This is a genomic window from Flagellimonas profundi (genome assembly GCF_017313275.1).
Lineage (GTDB): Bacteria > Bacteroidota > Bacteroidia > Flavobacteriales > Flavobacteriaceae > Flagellimonas > Flagellimonas profundi.
Genome location: NZ_JAFLNM010000001.1, coordinates 98733 through 117621 on the forward strand (window position 1 = coordinate 98733; position 18889 = coordinate 117621).

Annotated in this window: 13 protein-coding genes; 2 read left to right on the forward strand and 11 right to left on the reverse strand. The window is 42.5% G+C overall.

The genetic code is table 11. The annotated features are described in order from the left end of the window. Window positions 1–26: 26 nt before the first annotated feature. From J0654_RS00505 to J0654_RS00555, 11 genes are all read right to left on the reverse strand, one after another. Window positions 27–1904, reverse strand: a complete 1878-nt coding sequence (locus J0654_RS00505) for an Nramp family divalent metal transporter (protein WP_207025694.1) — start codon at window positions 1902–1904, stop codon at window positions 27–29. A 63-nt stretch (window positions 1905–1967) separates the two neighbouring features. Beyond that, a complete protein-coding gene (locus J0654_RS00510) occupies window positions 1968–4142 on the reverse strand; it encodes a heavy metal translocating P-type ATPase (RefSeq protein WP_207025695.1) in 2175 nt (724 codons plus the stop codon). A 145-nt stretch (window positions 4143–4287) separates the two neighbouring features. Then, complete coding sequence (locus tag J0654_RS00515) at window positions 4288–5604, reverse strand: efflux RND transporter periplasmic adaptor subunit (RefSeq protein ID WP_207025697.1); 1317 nt, start codon at window positions 5602–5604, stop codon at window positions 4288–4290. A 1-nt stretch (window position 5605) separates the two neighbouring features. Further along, a complete protein-coding gene (locus J0654_RS00520) occupies window positions 5606–9922 on the reverse strand; it encodes a CusA/CzcA family heavy metal efflux RND transporter (RefSeq protein ID WP_207025699.1) in 4317 nt (1438 codons plus the stop codon). A gap of 40 nt (window positions 9923–9962) precedes the next feature. Next, window positions 9963–10370 (reverse strand): hypothetical protein, encoded by a 408-nt coding sequence (locus J0654_RS00525; protein ID WP_207025700.1) that lies wholly within the window; start codon window positions 10368–10370, stop codon window positions 9963–9965. A 120-nt stretch (window positions 10371–10490) separates the two neighbouring features. Continuing rightward, window positions 10491–10916, reverse strand: coding sequence for a Fur family transcriptional regulator (locus J0654_RS00530; RefSeq protein WP_207025701.1), 426 nt, complete (start codon window positions 10914–10916; stop codon window positions 10491–10493). 114 nt (window positions 10917–11030) lie between these two features. Next, window positions 11031–11594: a DUF2652 domain-containing protein gene (locus J0654_RS00535; RefSeq protein WP_207025702.1), complete on the reverse strand. Its 564-nt coding sequence runs from the start codon at window positions 11592–11594 to the stop codon at window positions 11031–11033. Between the two features lie 80 nt (window positions 11595–11674). Then, a complete protein-coding gene (locus J0654_RS00540; RefSeq protein WP_207025703.1) occupies window positions 11675–12970 on the reverse strand; it encodes a TolC family protein in 1296 nt (431 codons plus the stop codon). Between the two features lie 9 nt (window positions 12971–12979). Beyond that, window positions 12980–16105: an efflux RND transporter permease subunit gene (locus J0654_RS00545; RefSeq protein WP_207025704.1), complete on the reverse strand. Its 3126-nt coding sequence runs from the start codon at window positions 16103–16105 to the stop codon at window positions 12980–12982. Between the two features lie 3 nt (window positions 16106–16108). Next, complete coding sequence (locus J0654_RS00550; protein WP_207025705.1) at window positions 16109–17179, reverse strand: efflux RND transporter periplasmic adaptor subunit; 1071 nt, start codon at window positions 17177–17179, stop codon at window positions 16109–16111. A 282-nt stretch (window positions 17180–17461) separates the two neighbouring features. After that, window positions 17462–18052 (reverse strand): helix-turn-helix domain-containing protein, encoded by a 591-nt coding sequence (locus tag J0654_RS00555; RefSeq protein WP_207025707.1) that lies wholly within the window; start codon window positions 18050–18052, stop codon window positions 17462–17464. A gap of 206 nt (window positions 18053–18258) precedes the next feature. Here J0654_RS00555 and J0654_RS00560 point away from each other — a divergent pair, with 206 nt between their 5' ends. Further along, on the forward strand, window positions 18259–18525 hold the full coding sequence (locus tag J0654_RS00560) for a hypothetical protein (protein ID WP_207025708.1): 267 nt from the start codon (window positions 18259–18261) through the stop codon (window positions 18523–18525). Next, on the forward strand, window positions 18477–18881 hold the full coding sequence (locus tag J0654_RS00565) for a hypothetical protein (RefSeq protein WP_207025709.1): 405 nt from the start codon (window positions 18477–18479) through the stop codon (window positions 18879–18881). The genes J0654_RS00560 and J0654_RS00565 overlap by 49 nt, the downstream gene beginning before the upstream one ends. The last annotated feature ends 8 nt before the right edge of the window (window positions 18882–18889 follow it).

Sequence of the window (18889 nt, forward strand, 5' to 3'; positions counted from 1 at the left end):
TTCAAGAATGAAATAGCCTTTTATTTTTATGGGATTACTAAAACAGGGCATTTTACTAAATGCCTTACCTGATTTATGGTGGTGCCGTACAACAAATCTTTCAATCCATTATGTCCGTGCGCACCCATTATCACTAGTTCAGCACCAGACTGATTGACGATTTCGGCAATGGCATCGGCGGTTTTTCCAAAACCCAGTTTTGCTTCAGCTAAATATCCGTTGTTCTGTAACTGCTTTGCGTATTCGTCCAAGAACTCCCTGTCCTTTACCGTTTCCTCGTCTGTACTGTCGTGAAAGTGAGAAGCAGATGCAACACTCTCCACGATATGAATGAGTGTGTACCTGCTGTCTTTACCCCCCTGCGTAATAGCGTGGTTGATAACCTTGTGGTCAAGGGTTTTAAAATCCACCGTAAGCGCAATATTTCGGTACGGTACGAATGGTTGTAGCTGCAAAGGTTCCGGCTTGTCGTGCGGTGTAATTTCGCAAAATGCCTTTCTGCTGAACAAAGGGTAAAACATGGTATAAACCATCAAGATTACAAAGCCAATTCCACCTAAAATAATCAGCCCTTTCCAAATGATATTGCCCGGAGTGCCGAAGAAATTTAAAGCTTCCTCCATCAATAATTTAGAATTGAGGCAAACCAGTACGATTGTAATAACCCAAGCTGCAATTTTTATCTGGGGCTTAATGGCAAACTTGCCCATTGTCTTTTTATCGCTCACAAAATGAATAAGCGGGATAACCGCAAAGCCTAACTGCATACTCAACACGACCTGACTAAATATAAGCAGGCTATCTACATTGCCCTCGCCCTTGATGAATATTACCAACGCTGCCGGAACGATGGCAAGCAACCTTGTGATGAGCCTACGCAATAATGGGTTCATTCGGAACCGCAAATAACCCTCCATTACAATCTGTCCGGCAAGCGTTCCAGTAATGGTGCTGCTTTGCCCGGAGGCTATCAAAGCCACGGCAAAGAGTTTGGCGGTAAAATCGCTACCCAAATGCTGCGGCAATAATTCGTAAGCCTGCTTTAGCTCCGCTACATCTGAACGTCCCGTTTTGTAGAAAACCGTAGCCGCAAGGATTAATATTGCAGCATTTACAAGCAATGCGATATTCAGGGCAATGGCACTATCCCAAAAATTCAGCTTAATGGCTTTTTTGGTGCTCGCATCATCTCTGTTAAATTTCCTTGTCTGTACCAATGCGGAATGCAGGTACAAATTGTGAGGCATTACCGTTGCCCCGATGATACCGATAGCAATGTACAATGCCTTATCGTTCTGAATATGCGGTATTAGCCCCGATGCAATTTCCCCGGCGTAGGGGTCGGCAACCAATATCTGCACCAGAAACGACATACCAATAACGAATATTAACCCGATAATAAAGGCTTCGAGTTTGCGCATTCCCCATTTTTGCAGGGTCATGAGCAGGAATGTATCTAATGCTGTAATGGCAACGCCCCATATCAAAGGCATTCCAGTAAGTAGTTGTAAACCGATTGCCATACCTAATATTTCGGCAAGGTCAGTTGCTACAATGGAAACTTCCGCGAGAATATATAATACAAAATTTACTTTCTTCGGATAGGTTTCCCGGTTTGCCTGAGCCAAATCTCTGTTGCGGACAATGCCTAACCTTGCCGACAGGCTCTGGAGTAACAGCCCCATAATGCTGCTCGTCACTAAAACCCACAATAAAGAATATCCAAATTGGCTACCACCAGCTAAGCCTGTTGCCCAGTTGCCGGGGTCCATATAGCCAACACTTACAAGGTAGGCGGGGCCGAAAAAAGCCAGTACCCGCCGCCAACGGGACTTACCAGGCATGTTTGTGTCCACGGAATTATGCACGTCGCTAAGCGAAGCTTGGGATTGTTGTTTCACCATTGAAAAAATCTTTTTATTACAAAAACTGCCGAAAAATAAATCCTTCGGCAGTTAAAATGGCATTTAAAATTTCATTCTCTGTATGCGTACAGCATTAAGAATAGCTAATAAAGCAACACCTACATCTGCAAATACGGCTTCCCACATTGTTGCTAATCCGCCTGCACCAAGAATTAATACGACAGCTTTTACTCCGAAAGCAAGTAAAATATTCTGATAAACAATTTTCTTTGTCTGTTTACCAATGTTGATTGCCATAGGTATTTTTGATGGCATATCATCCTGTATAACAACATCTGCTGTTTCAATAGCCGCATCGCTTCCTAAACCACCCATTGCAATGCCAGCATCGCTTAGAGCAATTACAGGGGCATCGTTTACACCGTCGCCAACAAAAGCTACACTTCCGTTATGAGCTTTGATTTCTTTTACTTTATTTACTTTATCTTCCGGTAACAAATCCCCATACGCACTATCAATCCCCAATTGTCCTGCAACGTATTGTACGACGGCACTTTTATCTCCACTTAGCATAGTAGCTCTGACCCCCATTTTGTGCAGCTTATCAACTGCTATTTTTGCATCCACTTTAATGCTATCGGAAATAGTTAAGTAACCTACAAACTGACCATCATAAGCTATGGCAATAACTGTGTAAACAATGTTTGCCGTATCTGCGTCGTGGCTGATATTAAATTTATCAAGTAACTTGAAATTACCTGCCAAAAGCTGTTTGCCGCTTAAAGTACCTTTTAATCCATACCCAGCAATTTCTTCGATATTTTCAAAATGAACATTGTTATCTACCTCTCCACAATAGTTATGGATTGCCGTTGCTACAGGGTGTGTACTTTGACTTTCCAACGAGTTTACAAGATTTAGAATTTTATCTTTATTGAAGTTTGGTTTTATGAAAACTTCCTGTACTTTAAACACTCCCTTTGTCAGTGTCCCAGTTTTATCCATTACAACGTTTTGTACTTTGGCAAGAATATCTAAAAAATTAGAACCCTTGAACAATATACCGTTACGGCTTGCTGCCCCAATACCTCCGAAGTATCCCAGTGGAATAGAAATTACCAATGCACAGGGACAAGAGATAACCAGGAATACCAATGCTCTATAAAGCCATTCGCTAAATACATAGTTTTCTACAAAAAGTATCGGCAACAATGTAATGGCAATTGATAAATACACAACTATTGGGGTATAGACCTTAGAAAATTTACGAATAAACAATTCCGTAGGCGCTTTTTGCGATGTAGCATCCTGTACCAGTTCTAGTATCTTACTTAACTTACTATTAGAATAGTCAGTTGTTACTTTTATTTGACTTACAGTGTTGAGATTAATCATCCCTGCCAGTACGATTTCGCCTTTGCTTTTAGTGTCAGGTTTACTTTCTCCAGTAAGAGCTGCCGTATTGAATGCAGCACTTTCTGAAAGAAGTTCTCCATCTAGACCTAATTTTTCTCCTGGTTTTAGCTGAATAATATCGCCAATGTTTGCATCTTCAGCTTTAATGATAACAGATTTACCGTCTTTAACAACCGTAACCTCATCGGGACGCTGGTCTAATAAAGCTTTGATACTTCCTTTTGCCCTTGATACGGCAAGGGTCTGGAATACTTCACCTACTGAATAGAATAACATAACAGCCACGGCTTCAGGATATTCACCAATAGCAAAAGCCCCAATCGTAGCAATGCCCATTAGAAAAAACTCTGAATAGAAATCTTTGTAACGGATACTTTCTATGGCTTCTTTGATAACTGGCAACCCAACAGGAATGTATGCTATGATGTACCAGGCAATTCTTACCCAACCTGAAAACCAATTCTGTGGAAAGTAGTTGTCAAAACCGATTGCGATAAGCAATAAAATCAATGATATTGCCGCTGGTGTAAACAATTGAAATGCTGATTTGCCCTCTATTTCGTGACTGTGGTCGTGGTCATGGTCGTGGTGGTGACCATGACTATGATTATGATGACTATGGTCTACGTCATCTTCACAATTTCCTGTATCTTTTTCATTGCAGCTAGTTCCATCTGAATGCCCATGTCCATCATTATAATGATTAGCATTCTTCGAGAAATGCACTGAATTTGTATTACTACTGAGGTTATTTTTTTCTGAACAGCAAAGTTGTTTTTGATGATTATCATCATTATGCTTATGTTCTTTTTTCTTTACTAGGGTCAGACCATTGTCTGTGCTACAACATATTTTTGACATATTTAAAAACTTTTTTTTATTTTCTTTAACAAAATTACCGAGCAGTTTTGGGAACTAGGTTGCAAAAACATTCCGATAAACTTTTTGGCGAAATTCTTTTGTACTGTTTATTTAAGCAACTACTGGGAGGTGCTCTATTTTAGCTTTAATGTGCATGAGCGTGCCCGCCGCCGCCTGATAATTTCGCATTGATAAAAAATGCCCCTTTGATAACTATTCTTGCCTCTTTAGGAATTTCCGTCACTGGAGTAATGGTTGTATATCCCAGTTCGGTAACACCTGTAATCACTTCGATTTTTTGAAAATTTACTGTGCCTGCCGTCTCCTGTTTATGTGCTGTCTTTTCATCGCCGTGGTCGTGACCGCCGTGACCGTGCCCGTCTTCTTCTTCGGCTGCCTGCGGCTCTTTTTTGGTAATGACAAAGATGTATTTCTTGCCGTCCGCATCTACCAACGCATCATTGGGAACTGATGGGGAAAGCAAATTGTTGAGGCTCACAATCGCAGTAATGTTCATCCCGTCAATCAGCCCCTTAACATTGCCTTTTACACGGGCGTGTACCGGAATGGTCTTACTCTCGTTTTCAAATGCGGAACCAATACCGTAAATAACCGCATCGTACTCATTTACTGGGTTATTGGTCAGGGTAAAATGTATGGTCTGCCCGGCTTTAAGTAAGGGCAAATCTTTTTCAAATACGTTCAAATGCAAATGCAGGGAACTGTTATCTACAATTTCAGCCACAGGCGAAGAAACATCTACATAGCTGCCGATTTTGCCGTACATATTGCTGATGGCTCCGCTTATGGGGCTTGTTACCAGCAAAGAAGATTTCAGGGAATTGTTGCTGACTGAATTGGGATTGATGCCCATTAGCTGTATCTGCTGATGCAAAGAGGCTTTTCGGGTTGTCAACGCATTGAGTTCAGCAGTGGCGTTTTGCAGGTTTTTCAATGCTCCGGCATTGCCTGTGTTCAGTTGCTTTTGTCTTTGCATTTCCTGTTCGGCAAAAGCTATTTTGCTGTTGATGGTCAGGTATTCTTCCTGCAACTGGATAAACTGCGGGTTGGCAATGGTGGCAATAACCTGTCCTTTGCTCACATAATCCCCAATCTGCACATTAATGGATTTTATCACGCCACCGTATAAAGAGGTAGCGTTTGCCTTGCTGCTGTTGGGTAAGCTCAAAATACCGTTCGCTTTAATGGTGGCGGTAAGTTCTTTCATTTCAACCACACCGTATTTGATGCCTACAGCTTCAATCTGTTGGGGCGTAAGTGCCACAACCGTGGCGGAACCCTCTTCGGCTCCGTGCTTGTCCCCGTGTCCTGCATCGGCTTTTACTTTCGTTTTGTGCTCGTGGTTATGACCGTCTTCGTTTTCCTTTTTCTGACTATCTCCGCAGGCGGTCAGTGAAACTGCGAAGAGTGCTGCCAAAAGCATTTTCGATATATTGTTCATCTTATTTGTTATTAAGGTAATTGTATTGAATTGCTGATTGATTGTAACTGTTCAGAACTTCCAGGTAATTTTGGCGGATATTAATTGCTTGTGTTATGAACTGGCTTAGTTCCGCAAAGCTGATTTCTCCCGAACGGTAGCTTTGTGATGCAGCTTCGGTAATATCCTTTGCCTGTTGCAGTCCTGATGTTTCGTAAAAATTCAACAAAGCCATATTCTTTTCCATTTCGACAATGGCAGATTTCTTGTCCGTTGCCATTACCTGCGTTTGGTAAGACAATAGGTTATCCTGTACTTCTTTTTCCTTTTTTGCTACATTCACCTTGTTCTTATACGAAGCTGCGCCAAACAAGGGGAAGCCTACCGAAACCGAAAAGCCTGTAAATGGGTCTGAAATGCCATACAATCTCTGGCTGAATACCCTTGCCGCAAATTCGGGCAAATTGCTGTTCTTCTGTACCTTGATATTGGCTACCGCAACGCTTACATTTTGCTGCTGCAACTGCAATAGCGGGTGCAGATTGTTTTCATCATACAAGCCCGTTTCCAATTTCTGCAATGGCTCATCTACCGGGAGCATCCATTCGTTACGATTGAGCAATACCATTAATTGCTGTTGCTGTATTACGATTTCCTTATTATTCTGCTCCACGTAGGCTTTTAACTGTTTGAGTTGTGCATCAGCCGCAATCTGGTCGAGCTTTGCAACGTCGCCCGTTCTAACCCGAACCTGCGTTGTATTCAAGAGGTTGGTATAAATGCTGTCAAGGCTTTTCAGTAACAGGTTTTTATCCTGTAAAAACCACAACTGGTAATAAGCGGTTCTAACGTCTTTTCGGATATTGGCATTCATAACCTCTGTATTCAATTTGGAATATTTTAGCTGTGCTTTTAAATAGTCCCTGCGGGCAGCATATAAGCCCGGCCACGCAATACTTTGTGTAAGCCCAATTTTCCATATACCCGTTTTGTCCGATGGTCTTAAATCCTCATTTTCTACAAATACCTGTGTCATTGGTATATCGTTAGCGGTCTTTACATTGTATTTAGCCGCATCAATCTCCGATTTATTGACGTTGACCTGCCCATTGCTTTGCAATGCGGTATTGATAACATTATCTATGCTTACCCTTTCCTGGGCAGTGGCAGTGGTCACACCACCGATACCCAGTAAAAGAGCGATTACGGTTGTCTTCACACCTTTACTGCTTTTGAAATTAAATTTTGAATTGAATATGATGTAGAGCAATGGCAGTACAAACAGGGTAAGGAATGTAGCGGTTATCAATCCGCCAATCACTACCGTAGCTAATGGCTTTTGTACTTCTGCCCCGGCACTTGTGCTGATTGCCATCGGCAGGAAGCCCAGTGATGCTACCGTTGCTGTCATTAATACAGGGCGCAAACGGATTTTTGTACCCTCGATTGTCCGTTTTATCACATCATCCCAACCGTCTTTTTTCAGTTGGTTAAATGTGCCTATCAATACGATGCCGTTCAATACGGCTACACCAAAGAGGGCAATAAAGCCGATACCTGCGCTGATACTGAAAGGCATTCCCCGAAGCATCAAAGCAAACACCCCACCGATGGCACTCATCGGGATGGCGGTAAATATCAAACCTGCCTGCTTGAATGAACGGAATGTGAAATAAAGCAATGCGAAAATCAATAACAGCGATACAGGTACGGCAATCATCAGGCGGTTACTGGCTTCTTTCAGGTTTTCAAACTGACCACCGTAAGTAAAGTAATAGCCCGTGGGTAATTTCACTTTTTCCGAAAGCTGCTGCTGAATATCGGTAACAACGCTTTGCACATCACGCCCTGCTACGTTAAAGCCAATCACAATACGACGTTTTCCCGCTTCGCGGGTGATTTGCGCCGCATCTAACTTGTAATCGACATCGGCAACCTGCGATAAAGGTATCTGATATCCTGTGTTTGTCGGCATCATTAGGTTTCGGACGTCCTCGATGCTGCTGCGGTGTATGCTGTCCAACCTTACCACAAGCTCAAACTGCCTTTCATTCTCGTAAATAACTCCTGCGGCTTTGCCTGCAAAGGCGGTACTCACAATATCGTTTACCTGCTGTATCGTCAGCCCGTAATTCGCCATTCGGGTACGGTCGTAGTCGATGTTAATCTGTGGCAGACCGCCTACCTTTTCTACCTGTGGCGGTGTGGCTCCTTTTACCTGCTGTACTACTTCGCTAACCTTATTGGCATACAGGCTTAACGTGTCCATATTTTCCCCGAATATCTTAACAGCAACGTCCTGACGAATACCTGTCATCAGCTCGTTGAAACGCATCTGTATCGGTTGGTTCTTTTCAAAGAAGACACCTGGAATAACAGACAGCTTTTCCATCATTTCATCGCCTAACTCGCTGTAGCTTTTTTGGGTTTTCCATTCGTCCTGCGGTTTCAGGATAATCATCATATCCGTAGCTTCAGGCGGCATCGGGTCGGTGGGTACTTCGGCGGCTCCGGTCTTGCCGACCACCATTTTAACCTCATCAAATTCTTTCAGGATGCGGGACGCCTGCATCGACGTTTCTATACTCTGGTTGAGTGAGCTACCTTGTGGTAAAATACAGTGAAAGGCAAAATCTCCCTCCTGCAACTGCGGGATGAACTCGCCGCCCATTCTGCTGAACAAAACAACACTAACTATAAACACGGCAGTGGTAACGCCCACCAACCAATATTTAACCCTAATAGCTTTCTGCAATAAAGGTTGGTAGAAGCCTTGCAGTTTATCCATAAACTTATCGCTGAAATTCGGCTTGTCGTGCCCTTTTTTCGGCAGGAACAACGCACACATCATCGGGATATAGGTCAGGGATAAAATCAATGCGCCGAAAATGGCAAAGCCTACGGTTTGCGCCATGGGCGTGAACATTTTACCCTCAACACCTACCAACGTTAGGATGGGTATATATACGATAAGGATAATGATTTCGCCGAATGCGGCACTTGTCCTGATTTTGGAAGCGGACAAAAATACTTCTTCGTCCATTTCGCTCTGTGTCAGTTTATTGGTGGATTTCCGCAATCCCAAATGGTGCAGGGTGGCTTCCACCACAATAACTGCTCCGTCCACAATCAAACCGAAGTCAATCGCTCCCAAGCTCATCAGGTTGGCACTCACGCCAAACACGTTCATCATTCCCAATGCAAACAGCATCGCTAACGGAATGGCAGATGCTACGATTAGCCCGGCTCTTAGGTTGCCCAGGAACAGCACAAGGACAAAAATCACAATCAAAGCCCCCTCAATCAAATTCTTTTCCACTGTGCTCATGGCCCTGCCTACTAATTCGGTACGGTCTAAATACGGTTCGATGGTTACATCTTCCGGTAATGATTTCTGAATGGTGGGTATTTTTTCTTTAATCCTTTTTACGACCTCGTTACTGTTCTCGCCTTTGAGCATCATTACCACGCCGCCTACAGCATCCACTTCGCCATTGTATGTCAGTGCTCCGTAACGTACTGCACTACCATAGCGTACATCTGCCACGTCTTTAATAAAAACGGGGGTATGCCCTGTGATTTTTACGGGAATGTTTTTAATGTCTTCCAACGATGTAGCCAAGCCCACACCACGGATAAAATAAGCGTTGGGTTTCTTGTCGATATACGCACCGCCCGTATTCTGATTGTTTTGTTCCAGTGCGTTGAAAATATCGGGAATGCTTACGCTCATTGCTCTTAATCGGTCGGGGTTTACCGCAACCTCGTATTGCTTCAATTCCCCGCCAAAGCTGTTTACTTCGGCAATGCCCGGCGTACCGTACAACTGGCGGGCAACAATCCAATCCTGCATTGTACGCAGGTCTTTGCCATTGTATTTATGCTCGCTGCCTTTTTTGGGGTGGATGATGTACTGATAGACTTCTCCAAGCCCTGTACTTACCGGAGCCAGTTCGGGTGTACCGATACCTTTCGGGATTTTTTCTTCAGCTTCTTTCAGTTTTTCATTGACCAACTGCCTTGCAAAGTAGATGTCCGCATTTTCTTTGAACACTACCGTAACTACGGAAAGCCCGAACCGGGATATACTTCTTGTTTCTTCTAAATCGGGAATGTTAGCGATGCTCTGCTCAATGGGGAACGTAACCAACTGTTCAACTTCCTGCCCCGCCAGTGTAGGACAGGCAGTAATAATCTGTACCTGATTATTGGTAATATCCGGTACGGCATCTATCGGCAATTTGGTAGCACTCCATACGCCCCAAATGATAAGAACCAATGTCATTATACCAATGACGATTTTGTTCTTAATGCTGAACTTTATTATACTATCTAACATTTGAATTTGTATTAAGCCTGAAATGTTTTGTGATTGGTGTTTATTGTGGATATTCCATCATTATAAAGCATCCAGAATATCGGTCGTCAATCATAATGAGGATTACAGGCTCCCGCAGTTCGTCGAGGCTTTCATCGTAGTAGAAGTCGTAAGATTTCATCAGGGCTAAATTGCCAATGATGACTTCGTGCCCGTTCACAAATCCTTTGATACCGTAACCGGGTATTTCTTCAAACTTTTCGACCTTGTAATCGGGTAGCCTGATAGCCGGAAGAAATTTGAGCACACTGCTTGCTATCGGGTGCGTGGAATGGGATTGCAGTGCCGCCGTGTAAGCAATCACGGTTTCTTTTTCGGGCACTGCACATTCAAAGGAAATTATATCAAACAGGCGGTTGCTTTTGTAGGCTGTATCTGTATCTGCTGAATAATGATTTTTTATTGCCATTGTCATATTATTTTAATTTACAAGGCAAAATTATCAGTCGGTTTTGGGAACATGGTTGCAAATGCAAAGCCGACATATTTTGGTATGGCGGCTTAAAAAAAGGATTGGGTTTTAAAGGAATTATTTTGACTTGTGGAACCTTGCGCATTGCCCGCACATTCCTTTCATTACGAAGTTCACGCTTTCCAAAAGGAACTTATCGGGTAGCTGTATCGAGGGTATCGAAATGCTTTCCATGCAAAATGTATTCTTACACCTGATGCAATTGAAATGTACGTGCAGCTCATCAATGACACACATACAACCATCGTTGCAAATAGCATATTTGATAGAACCTGAACCGTCGTCAATGCTATGGATAAGCAGGTTTTCTTGGAAGAGGCTCAACGTTCTGAATATGGTCGATTTATTGACTGTTTCAAGTTTGGTTTCCAAATCAGTCAGGCTGAAAGCCTTTTTAAAGTCAGACATTGTTCTAAAGATTAACAGCCTAACCGAAGTTGGTTTTATATTCCTGCGCAATAGTTTTTCTTCTAAATCTTTCATTTTGTCATTGTCGGTTTTAGAGCCGTATTTAAAATCTATGTAAAATTATAGAAGCTGCTGCGCACAAGTATTATAATTTTCTTTGTTAGATTTGTGATTTTTACTGATTGGGTTTTACAGGTAATGTATATAACCTATTGCGGGCAGATACTTACAATCTTCGCACTTATCGTATTCTAAAGTAGATTTTTCGGGATAGTCGAAGTTGGCTTTTAAAAAAGCATCTGAAAACAAGGCATATGGCGGGTATTCTGCAATATGGTTTTTCAACATTTTGTGAGCTTCTACCACTGGTGCGCCGTAGAGTTTCTCGAATTTCCCTATTTTGTATCTAGTAAACTCGCCGTAGTGTACAATTATCTTCAAGGATAAAGGAATTTCGATTCCAAGTTGTTTTACTAAGCGATTGAGTTCATTTTTAAAATCATTGTACATCTGTTCAATTTGTATTAATGTTTCTTCAAACGTGGGAAGATTATGGTACTTGTAAAAAAGTATCGCATCGCCCTCAATCTCGGAAATTTCAAGGCAGAGGATATTGCTATCCATTACTGATTTGAGCAGGCTTTCTGTTATGTATTTGCCAACAAACATATTTGATTTGATAACGAAATCCGTAAAGCCTGAAATATCGGGTATCATTAACATACCATTTCTATTGGCTGTATCGTTTTGCATTTATCTTATTGTATTTTCAATTAAAATGCAGGGACTTGTTACCGCCCCCGCAAATTGAGTATATCTAAACTCTGATAAAACTATTTTATCTGTCCGGTAGCTTTGTGGTACACAGCCTCGGCAATCTTGTACCGTACTTTTGCATCCAACATATTGCTATATGCTCTTTGCCAAAGCGTTTCTGCTATCAATACATCTTCCCCGGTAATGGTTCCGGCTTTAAAGCGGTCATTACTTAGTTTCAGGTTCTCGTCTGCTTCAATTAACGATGCCTGCATTAAATCAATGTTGTTCGCCTGCAATTGCAGGTTAAGCGTAGCTTGCTCAATCTCCACAGTGATTTGGCTTTTCAGTTCTTTCAGACCATATTCAGCCGAACGAATGTTGGCTTCCTGCTGCTTTGCTTTTTCTTTTCTGCTGCCCCAGTCGAAAACCGCAATTTTAACGCTTAACATACCGAAGTAGGTCAGCATATGGTTTTTGGTCGGGTCGCCAAAGTTGATGCCGTCTTTTCCAAAAGCTGCCATTCCGTTAAGTGATAAACCTACCGATGGTTTCAGGTTGGCTTTGAGCATACTTTTTGTAAGCTCGCTCATTTTAATGCCATTGGTTGCCAACTCAATTTCCGGACGGTTCGCATCGGCAGCCTCCAAAATACCCTGCTTTAAAAATTCCCTCGTACTCAATGTATCGGCTACGTCTATACCTGTGGGGTCTTCCATCCCGATTAACTGGGTCAATCTTCTTTTTGCCAAGATGAGCTTATTATCCGCAGCCTGCAAACGGGCTTCGTTTTCGTTCTGGAGCACCTTTGCCCGTAACACATCGTTTTTGTAAATCAATCCTGCCTCAAACTGGTTATTCAGGAATGTATAATGCGAAGCCAGTTGCTTTTTAACCTGCTGTTCCATTTTGATTTCTTCCTTAGCCTGAACCACAAGCCAGTAAGCGGTTTCGGTAGCCAGTAATACTTCATCCTCTACCAATCGTTGTTGAGCGTTGCTCATCTGTATATTGGTTTCTGCCATCTGCTTACCGTACTTAATCTTACCGCCAGTATAAATCGGCTGTGTAACGCTGAACATTGGTGCAAACCCATATTCGGGCAGCATCGTATTCAATGGCTCTCCAAAGTAAAAGGCTGTTGCCGATGCATCCAGTTTTGGTCTGCCTGCCACATCTGTAATCAGTTTGTCGGATTGGGTGGCAATTACGTCTTCTTTGGCTTTGCCTATCCTGTTGTTGTTTTTTAATGCCAGTTCTTTACTTTCCGCAAGGGTTAACTGCTGTTGTGCAAAGAGGTTGTTTGTCCCCTGCAAAAGAGCGAAACCGCATACAAAAACCTTTATGACTGTTTTATATCTTTTCTGTAACATAATCCCTTTTTATGATAAGTATTTTTGGTTGTGAGCATCAGCATTCAATTCTTGCTGCTCATCCAGCTGTTTGTTTTTTGAGGGTTTTACGAACCTGTAATACAATACCGGAACGATAAACAAAGTAGTAATCATTGATACCAGAATACCGATTGAAATGGTGCTCGAAATCGGTCCCCATTCAGGAGAGCCACTCGCCATTAACGGTATCAAACCGATAGCCGCCGCCATAGAGGTAAGGAAGATGGGGCGCATTCTACGTTTAGCTGCAAATAAAGCCGCTTCTCTGATGCTGTGACCGTGTTCTCTTACCAGTTCATCTGCATAGTCCACGAGGATAATCCCATTGCGGACTACGATACCCAGTAAGGCGGTAATACCAATGATTGCCATAAACCCGAACTCGTAACCTGTAAGGAACAAGCCTAACATTGCACCAAGCAAGCTCAACGGGAATGAAGCCAGGACAATGAATACTTTACCCACACGCTTGAACTGGAATAAAAGGACAAGGAAGATGAGCACGAAACTTATCATAAAAGCCTTTCCCATTTTAGGACCGCTTTCCAGTCCGTCTTCATATTCGCCGCCGTATGCAATCTTAACGCCTTTTGGTAACTTCAGGCTGTCGATTTTCGGCTGTACCTCTGCAAATACTTCTGCGGGTTTTCTGCCCAACTGCGCTTCGGAAGAAACGGTTAAGGTTCGTAGCCCGTTACGGTGTACAATAGCCCCAGTATGCCAAGACGGTTGTAAATCTACCACCTGCTTTAAAGGCACTTTAGCACCGAATGTTGAGTTGATATACATATTGCCTAAAGCATCCAAATTTTCCCTGTCGCTTTCGTCTGTACGCAATACAATGTCGATGGCTTTATTGCCCTCCCACATCTGCGATACTGGATAGCCTTTTATCTTAGCTCCCAATGCCTGTGCTATCTGCGCTTTGGTAACTCCCAAACGCAAGGCTACATCTTCTTTAACAACGGCTTTCAGCCCTACATAATCATTCTGATAATCGGTGCGCACCCAGTTAGAGCCTTTGGTATTTTCCAATATTGCAGCAACCTGTTTAGCTACTTTTTTCTGCTCGGTCATATCTTTGCCAATCACTCGGATTTCAATCGGTGCGGGCTGTTGCTTCTTGCTTAGCTGCCTTACCCTTACATAACCGTTCGGCAGGTAGTTGTTGAACTTCTGCACAAATTCGTCTATCATTTCTGCCGTAGCATCTTTGCTTGTGGTATTGATGAATATCTGTGCAAAGTTTTCCCGAGGATGCTCCGGTGCGTAGGTGGAGTAGAAACGTGGCGAGCTTGTACCTATAAAACTTGCGGTGTTTACAATGCGTTTATCGCCTGCAATTTCTTTTTCTATCTTCCTAACGGCTGCTTCGGTTTCGTGGATATTCGTACCGTTGTCCATCCACAATTCAAGGTTGAACTGGTTTCTTTCCACGATAGGGAAAAACTCGGTTTTAACCTGACTGCCTACTACGAAAGACAATAAGAAGATAACCAAACCTGCTACCAAAGTAGTTTTCTGCCATTTCATACAGAACTCGATTGCCCGGTCGAAACCGTCCTGCATCCTGTCTAAGAAATTGCGTTTTTTCGGTTTATCATCGTGCTTTTTCAATCCTTTTTTCAGGAAGTGGTAACACATATACGGCGTAAGGAATAAGGCTACCAAGAACGAAACTGCCAAAGCGATGCTAACGGTAATCGGTATCCATTGCACAAACTCCCTTGTTAGCCCAGTAAGTGTAAATGCCAACGGCAGGAACGATAGGACAATGGTTAGCGTAGCCGTAAAAATGGGAACCATTAACTGTGTGGCACTCTGCCAAGCGGCAGTCCAAGATGGTATTTTTTCGTCCACTTTCTCAATGTAGTTATCCACTACGATAATGGCATCATCTACTACCATCCCCAGTACAATAATCATTGCCGCCAAACTAACCTGGTGCATTTCAATACCAAGCAAATTGAGGATAGCGAATGTTACGGCAATAGTAACGGGTGCTGCAATGGCTGAAATGGTGGCAACCCTGAACGGCAGCAAAAGCATCACAACCAAGATAACGGCGGCAATTGCAATACCGAACTCAATAAAGAAATGCCCTAAGTTCATTTTGACCACTTCGGGTTGGTCAACAATAGTGTTGACCTGTACATCTGATGGCAGGATTTCTTTTACTTCAGCAACCTTTTGTGCTAAGGCATTACCCAAATCGACAATGTTCTGTCCGGGCTGCATTTCTACCGTCAGCATCATTACATCGTTTCCCGAAACTGTAATTTTACTTTTGAGATCTTCGTATTTTCTATCAATGTTGGCTATATCACGCAAGCGGATATTGCCGCCCTGTGGAGAACTATAGACAATCAGGTTCCCGATTTCATTTTCATTCTGATACTGTGAATCTGTGAAAATGAGGAAACGGTTTTTGCCAATCTCAATATCGCCACTCGGTATGGTAACATTCTGTTGACTTAATGTGTTTGCGATTTTGTTGATACCGAAACCATACTGTTTTAATACGTCTTCACGCAGGGTAATGAATATTTGCTGCTTCTGACCTCCGTATCGCTTGATTTTGGAAACCTGCGGAATGGTCTTAATACCGTCTTCCAGTTCGTCCAGATAGTTTTCCAACTGGGCGTAAGAACGACCAGGAGCAGATACGGCAATCATCTGAACGACCACATCGCCGAAGTCGCTGTTCACATACGGTCCCTGTACGCCCCGTGGCAAAGCCAAAGGCATATTTGTATCCAAACCGTGCTGTAAAGTATTCCAGAATTTTTTAGTGTCTTTTACATAATCCTGCAATTCGACCGTTACCACCACCTGCCCGGGCTTACTCTCTGAATGTGTTTTTTCTTTTTTGATTTCCTCGAAACCAAATAGGTATTGTTCCAGTTTGTCGGTTACTTCTTTTTCTATCTGTTCTTCGTCGGCTCCGGGATAGAAAGCCACGACAAGGCCCTGTCTAACTGTTACACGGGGGTCTTCACTTCTTGGCATCTTCATTAGTGAAATTAATCCGGCAAGTACCATAATAATAGTAATCGCTATTGGTACTTGCGGAAATTTCATTGCCGCTTCAATGAGGTTTATCTTTCTTTTCATAAATTATTCAGATTTTGGGGCTGATGCGGTTACGGATGCTGTTTGCGTTTTTACTTTCTGCCCGTCGTTCACGTTGTTTTGTCCGGCAAGGATAATTTTCTGGCTCTCGTTAAGACCATCGGTAATAATAACCTCATCGCCCATGATTTTGCCCACTGTAACCCTTGTCAGTTTAGCGGTGTTGTTTTTATCCACCACATACACGTGTGGGATTTTATCTACATTATTGATGATAGCAGTAAGCGGTACACGCACCTGCCTAACCTTTACCGGAACTCCTGCAAGTACTTCTGTAATCATTCCCGGCATTAGCACACCACCCGGATTGTCCAAGCGAACTTTCAGCGTGTAGGCTTTTGAAATTTCATCAGCTACGGGATTGATTATAGTGATTTTGCCAGTGAAATTGCGTTGCAGTGTAGGAATGTTTACGGCTACCTGCATTCCTTGTTTGAAGCTCCCGATTTCGCTTTCGGGTACGGCAAACTGTGCATATACCATATCTGTTTTTACAATGGTAAAGGCAGGAACGCCCGGTGCTGCCATACCGCCAACCTCGGCAGTTTTAACGGTTATAATACCATTGGTCGGTGAATGCAAACGGCTGTCGGTAATACGCTTGCGGTTGATTTTTTTATTGGCTTCCGCCTGCGCTACTTTAGTTTTGATGTCGATATAGTCCTTTTCGGGGAAACTTCCTTTTTTATACAATTCATCAAATCTTCTGAACGCATCCTGGCTCTGGTCTAAGCTGGCATTGGCAATCTGCAATGCAGCTTCGTACTCAGTGGCATCAATGCTTGCAAGGAACTGTCCTTTGCTGACACGTTGCCCCTCATTCACGCCCACGCTGTTTATCGTTCCGGGAACGGCAAAACTTACGGTGGTCATATTGTCGGGTACAATAGAACCCGAATAGGAAACGGATTGCTCGGTTTCCGAACTGCTGATAGTGGCCACGGTGACTACCGGAGGCTCATCTTTTAACTGTTTTTCTTCTTTTTGTTTGCAACTCTGTATCAATCCTGCTCCGATAAGGAAGATGGATAACAAACCAATTTTACTTGTTCTCATTATAATAACAACTTTAATTTTTAGTGATAATGCTTCTTCATTGCAAAATTGCCAACAGGTTTTGGGAACTTGGTTGCAAATACAAAACATCAATTATTAATAATGGCAAAGGTCGGGTTACAGCTAAGGCGCAGCTATACGAAATGACGGGTAAAAGTTGTGAAATTTACTTTTTTGATTTGGTGGTATCTACCTGAAACAAATAGAGCTACTGATGTTTCAGTAGCTCTGATGCTCGCATTAAAAAAATAGCAAAATGCCCGCGAATGGATTGAAAAAGCCTCAATGCGGGGTATGCTCTTCGTCCATCTGCATAGTAACGTTTTGCCCCTGTTCCTGCTTTAACTGCTTGAAATAGCTTGATGTAAAGCCGGTGTGTTTTTTCAACTGGTTGGAAAGGTATGCCTGACTGCTGTAACCCAGCACGTGGGCAATATCGGTCAGCGACATTTCGGTATGTACCAAAAGGTCTTTTACCTTTTCAATCTTCCGATGAATGATGTACTTTTCGAGTGTTATTCCCTCCACCGAAGAAAATAAGGCACTCAATGTATCGTAGTTCTTGTGCAGCTTACCACTGATTAAGGTTGTAAATTTGGTAGGAGTGCCGCTTTGCAGTTGCAACGTGATACCTTTCTCCACCAACTCTTTTATCCTGTTTATCGTCTTTTGGTTCTTGTCGTACATCAGTTCTAAGCCGATGCTTTTCAGCATCGTTTTTATGGCTCCCAACTTTTGCGAAAAGTCTGCCGTATCTTTTATGATGACTTGCCCCAGTTTTATATCCAAGACCTCAAAACCCAAAGCTGTTAATTCCTGTTCAAGAACATACGTACATCTATTGCACACCATTCCTTTTATTAATAGTGTCATAGCTTTTAAAGTGTATAAGTTCCTTTATTCAATAGTCAAAATTCTGCATTTGCCACCGACAAACTATTATGATATTCCGGCTTTGTTTTGTGAAATTTTATGAAATCGAGTGCTGCAACATTAAATATCATAAACTAAACAAGGAAAAGTACATAGCAGCTCCCGCTAATCTTACGGAATTTTGTAACAGACAACATCCGTATAAAATGAAGAATAAAAAGATTAACGAACATCAGGTTTTAAAGGTGCTTAAAGATTACAACACAGGCAAAAGCGGACTGGAGCTTTTTGAGAAATACGGCGTTTACGGCACTAACATTTTTGAACTGAAACACAAATACAAGGATTTGGGGATGGATATTCTTGTAGAACTGGTAAATTTAAACGAAGAAAACAGCAGGCTGAAAACAATGTATGCCGAATTGTGCATACAGCACCGGAAGCTCAAAGACCTGTTGAAAGAAGATTTCTGACAGGACAGTCGGAAACGATAAGCAACAATATAAAATACTATTACTATGACAAATGTAACGTACAAATATGCTACGGTTTTGGTAGCGATACAAAACCTACGCAGGAAGGTTATAATGTGGATTTCAATCTCGAAGAGAACTGTTTAATCTGTGGAGCCAACAAATATACTGTTGATGATTTTGAAATTGAGCAGGTCTATCGCTATGAGGGAGAAAGCAATCCAAGCGATGAGGCTACGGTGTATGGGATTGTATCGAAAGACGGATTAAAAGGCATTTTGGTTACGGCTTACGGAGCTTACACGGATAGTATGAGTACGGCAATGCTCCGCAAACTGGCACTAAAGAAAGATTGACAACTCCC

Coding starts and splice junctions, on each gene's coding strand:
- J0654_RS00530 (WP_207025701.1), bottom strand. CDS start 10,916: ATGAAAGATTTAGAAGAAAAACTATTGCGCAGGAATATAAAACCAACT.
- J0654_RS00540 (WP_207025703.1), bottom strand. CDS start 12,970: ATGTTACAGAAAAGATATAAAACAGTCATAAAGGTTTTTGTATGCGGT.
- J0654_RS00555 (WP_207025707.1), bottom strand. CDS start 18,052: ATGACACTATTAATAAAAGGAATGGTGTGCAATAGATGTACGTATGTT.
- J0654_RS00515 (WP_207025697.1), bottom strand. CDS start 5,604: ATGAACAATATATCGAAAATGCTTTTGGCAGCACTCTTCGCAGTTTCA.
- J0654_RS00550 (WP_207025705.1), bottom strand. CDS start 17,179: ATGAGAACAAGTAAAATTGGTTTGTTATCCATCTTCCTTATCGGAGCA.
- J0654_RS00525 (WP_207025700.1), bottom strand. CDS start 10,370: ATGGCAATAAAAAATCATTATTCAGCAGATACAGATACAGCCTACAAA.
- J0654_RS00535 (WP_207025702.1), bottom strand. CDS start 11,594: ATGCAAAACGATACAGCCAATAGAAATGGTATGTTAATGATACCCGAT.
- J0654_RS00510 (WP_207025695.1), bottom strand. CDS start 4,142: ATGTCAAAAATATGTTGTAGCACAGACAATGGTCTGACCCTAGTAAAG.
- J0654_RS00545 (WP_207025704.1), bottom strand. CDS start 16,105: ATGAAAAGAAAGATAAACCTCATTGAAGCGGCAATGAAATTTCCGCAA.
- J0654_RS00505 (WP_207025694.1), bottom strand. CDS start 1,904: ATGGTGAAACAACAATCCCAAGCTTCGCTTAGCGACGTGCATAATTCC.
- J0654_RS00520 (WP_207025699.1), bottom strand. CDS start 9,922: ATGTTAGATAGTATAATAAAGTTCAGCATTAAGAACAAAATCGTCATT.
- J0654_RS00560 (WP_207025708.1), top strand. CDS start 18,259: ATGAAGAATAAAAAGATTAACGAACATCAGGTTTTAAAGGTGCTTAAA.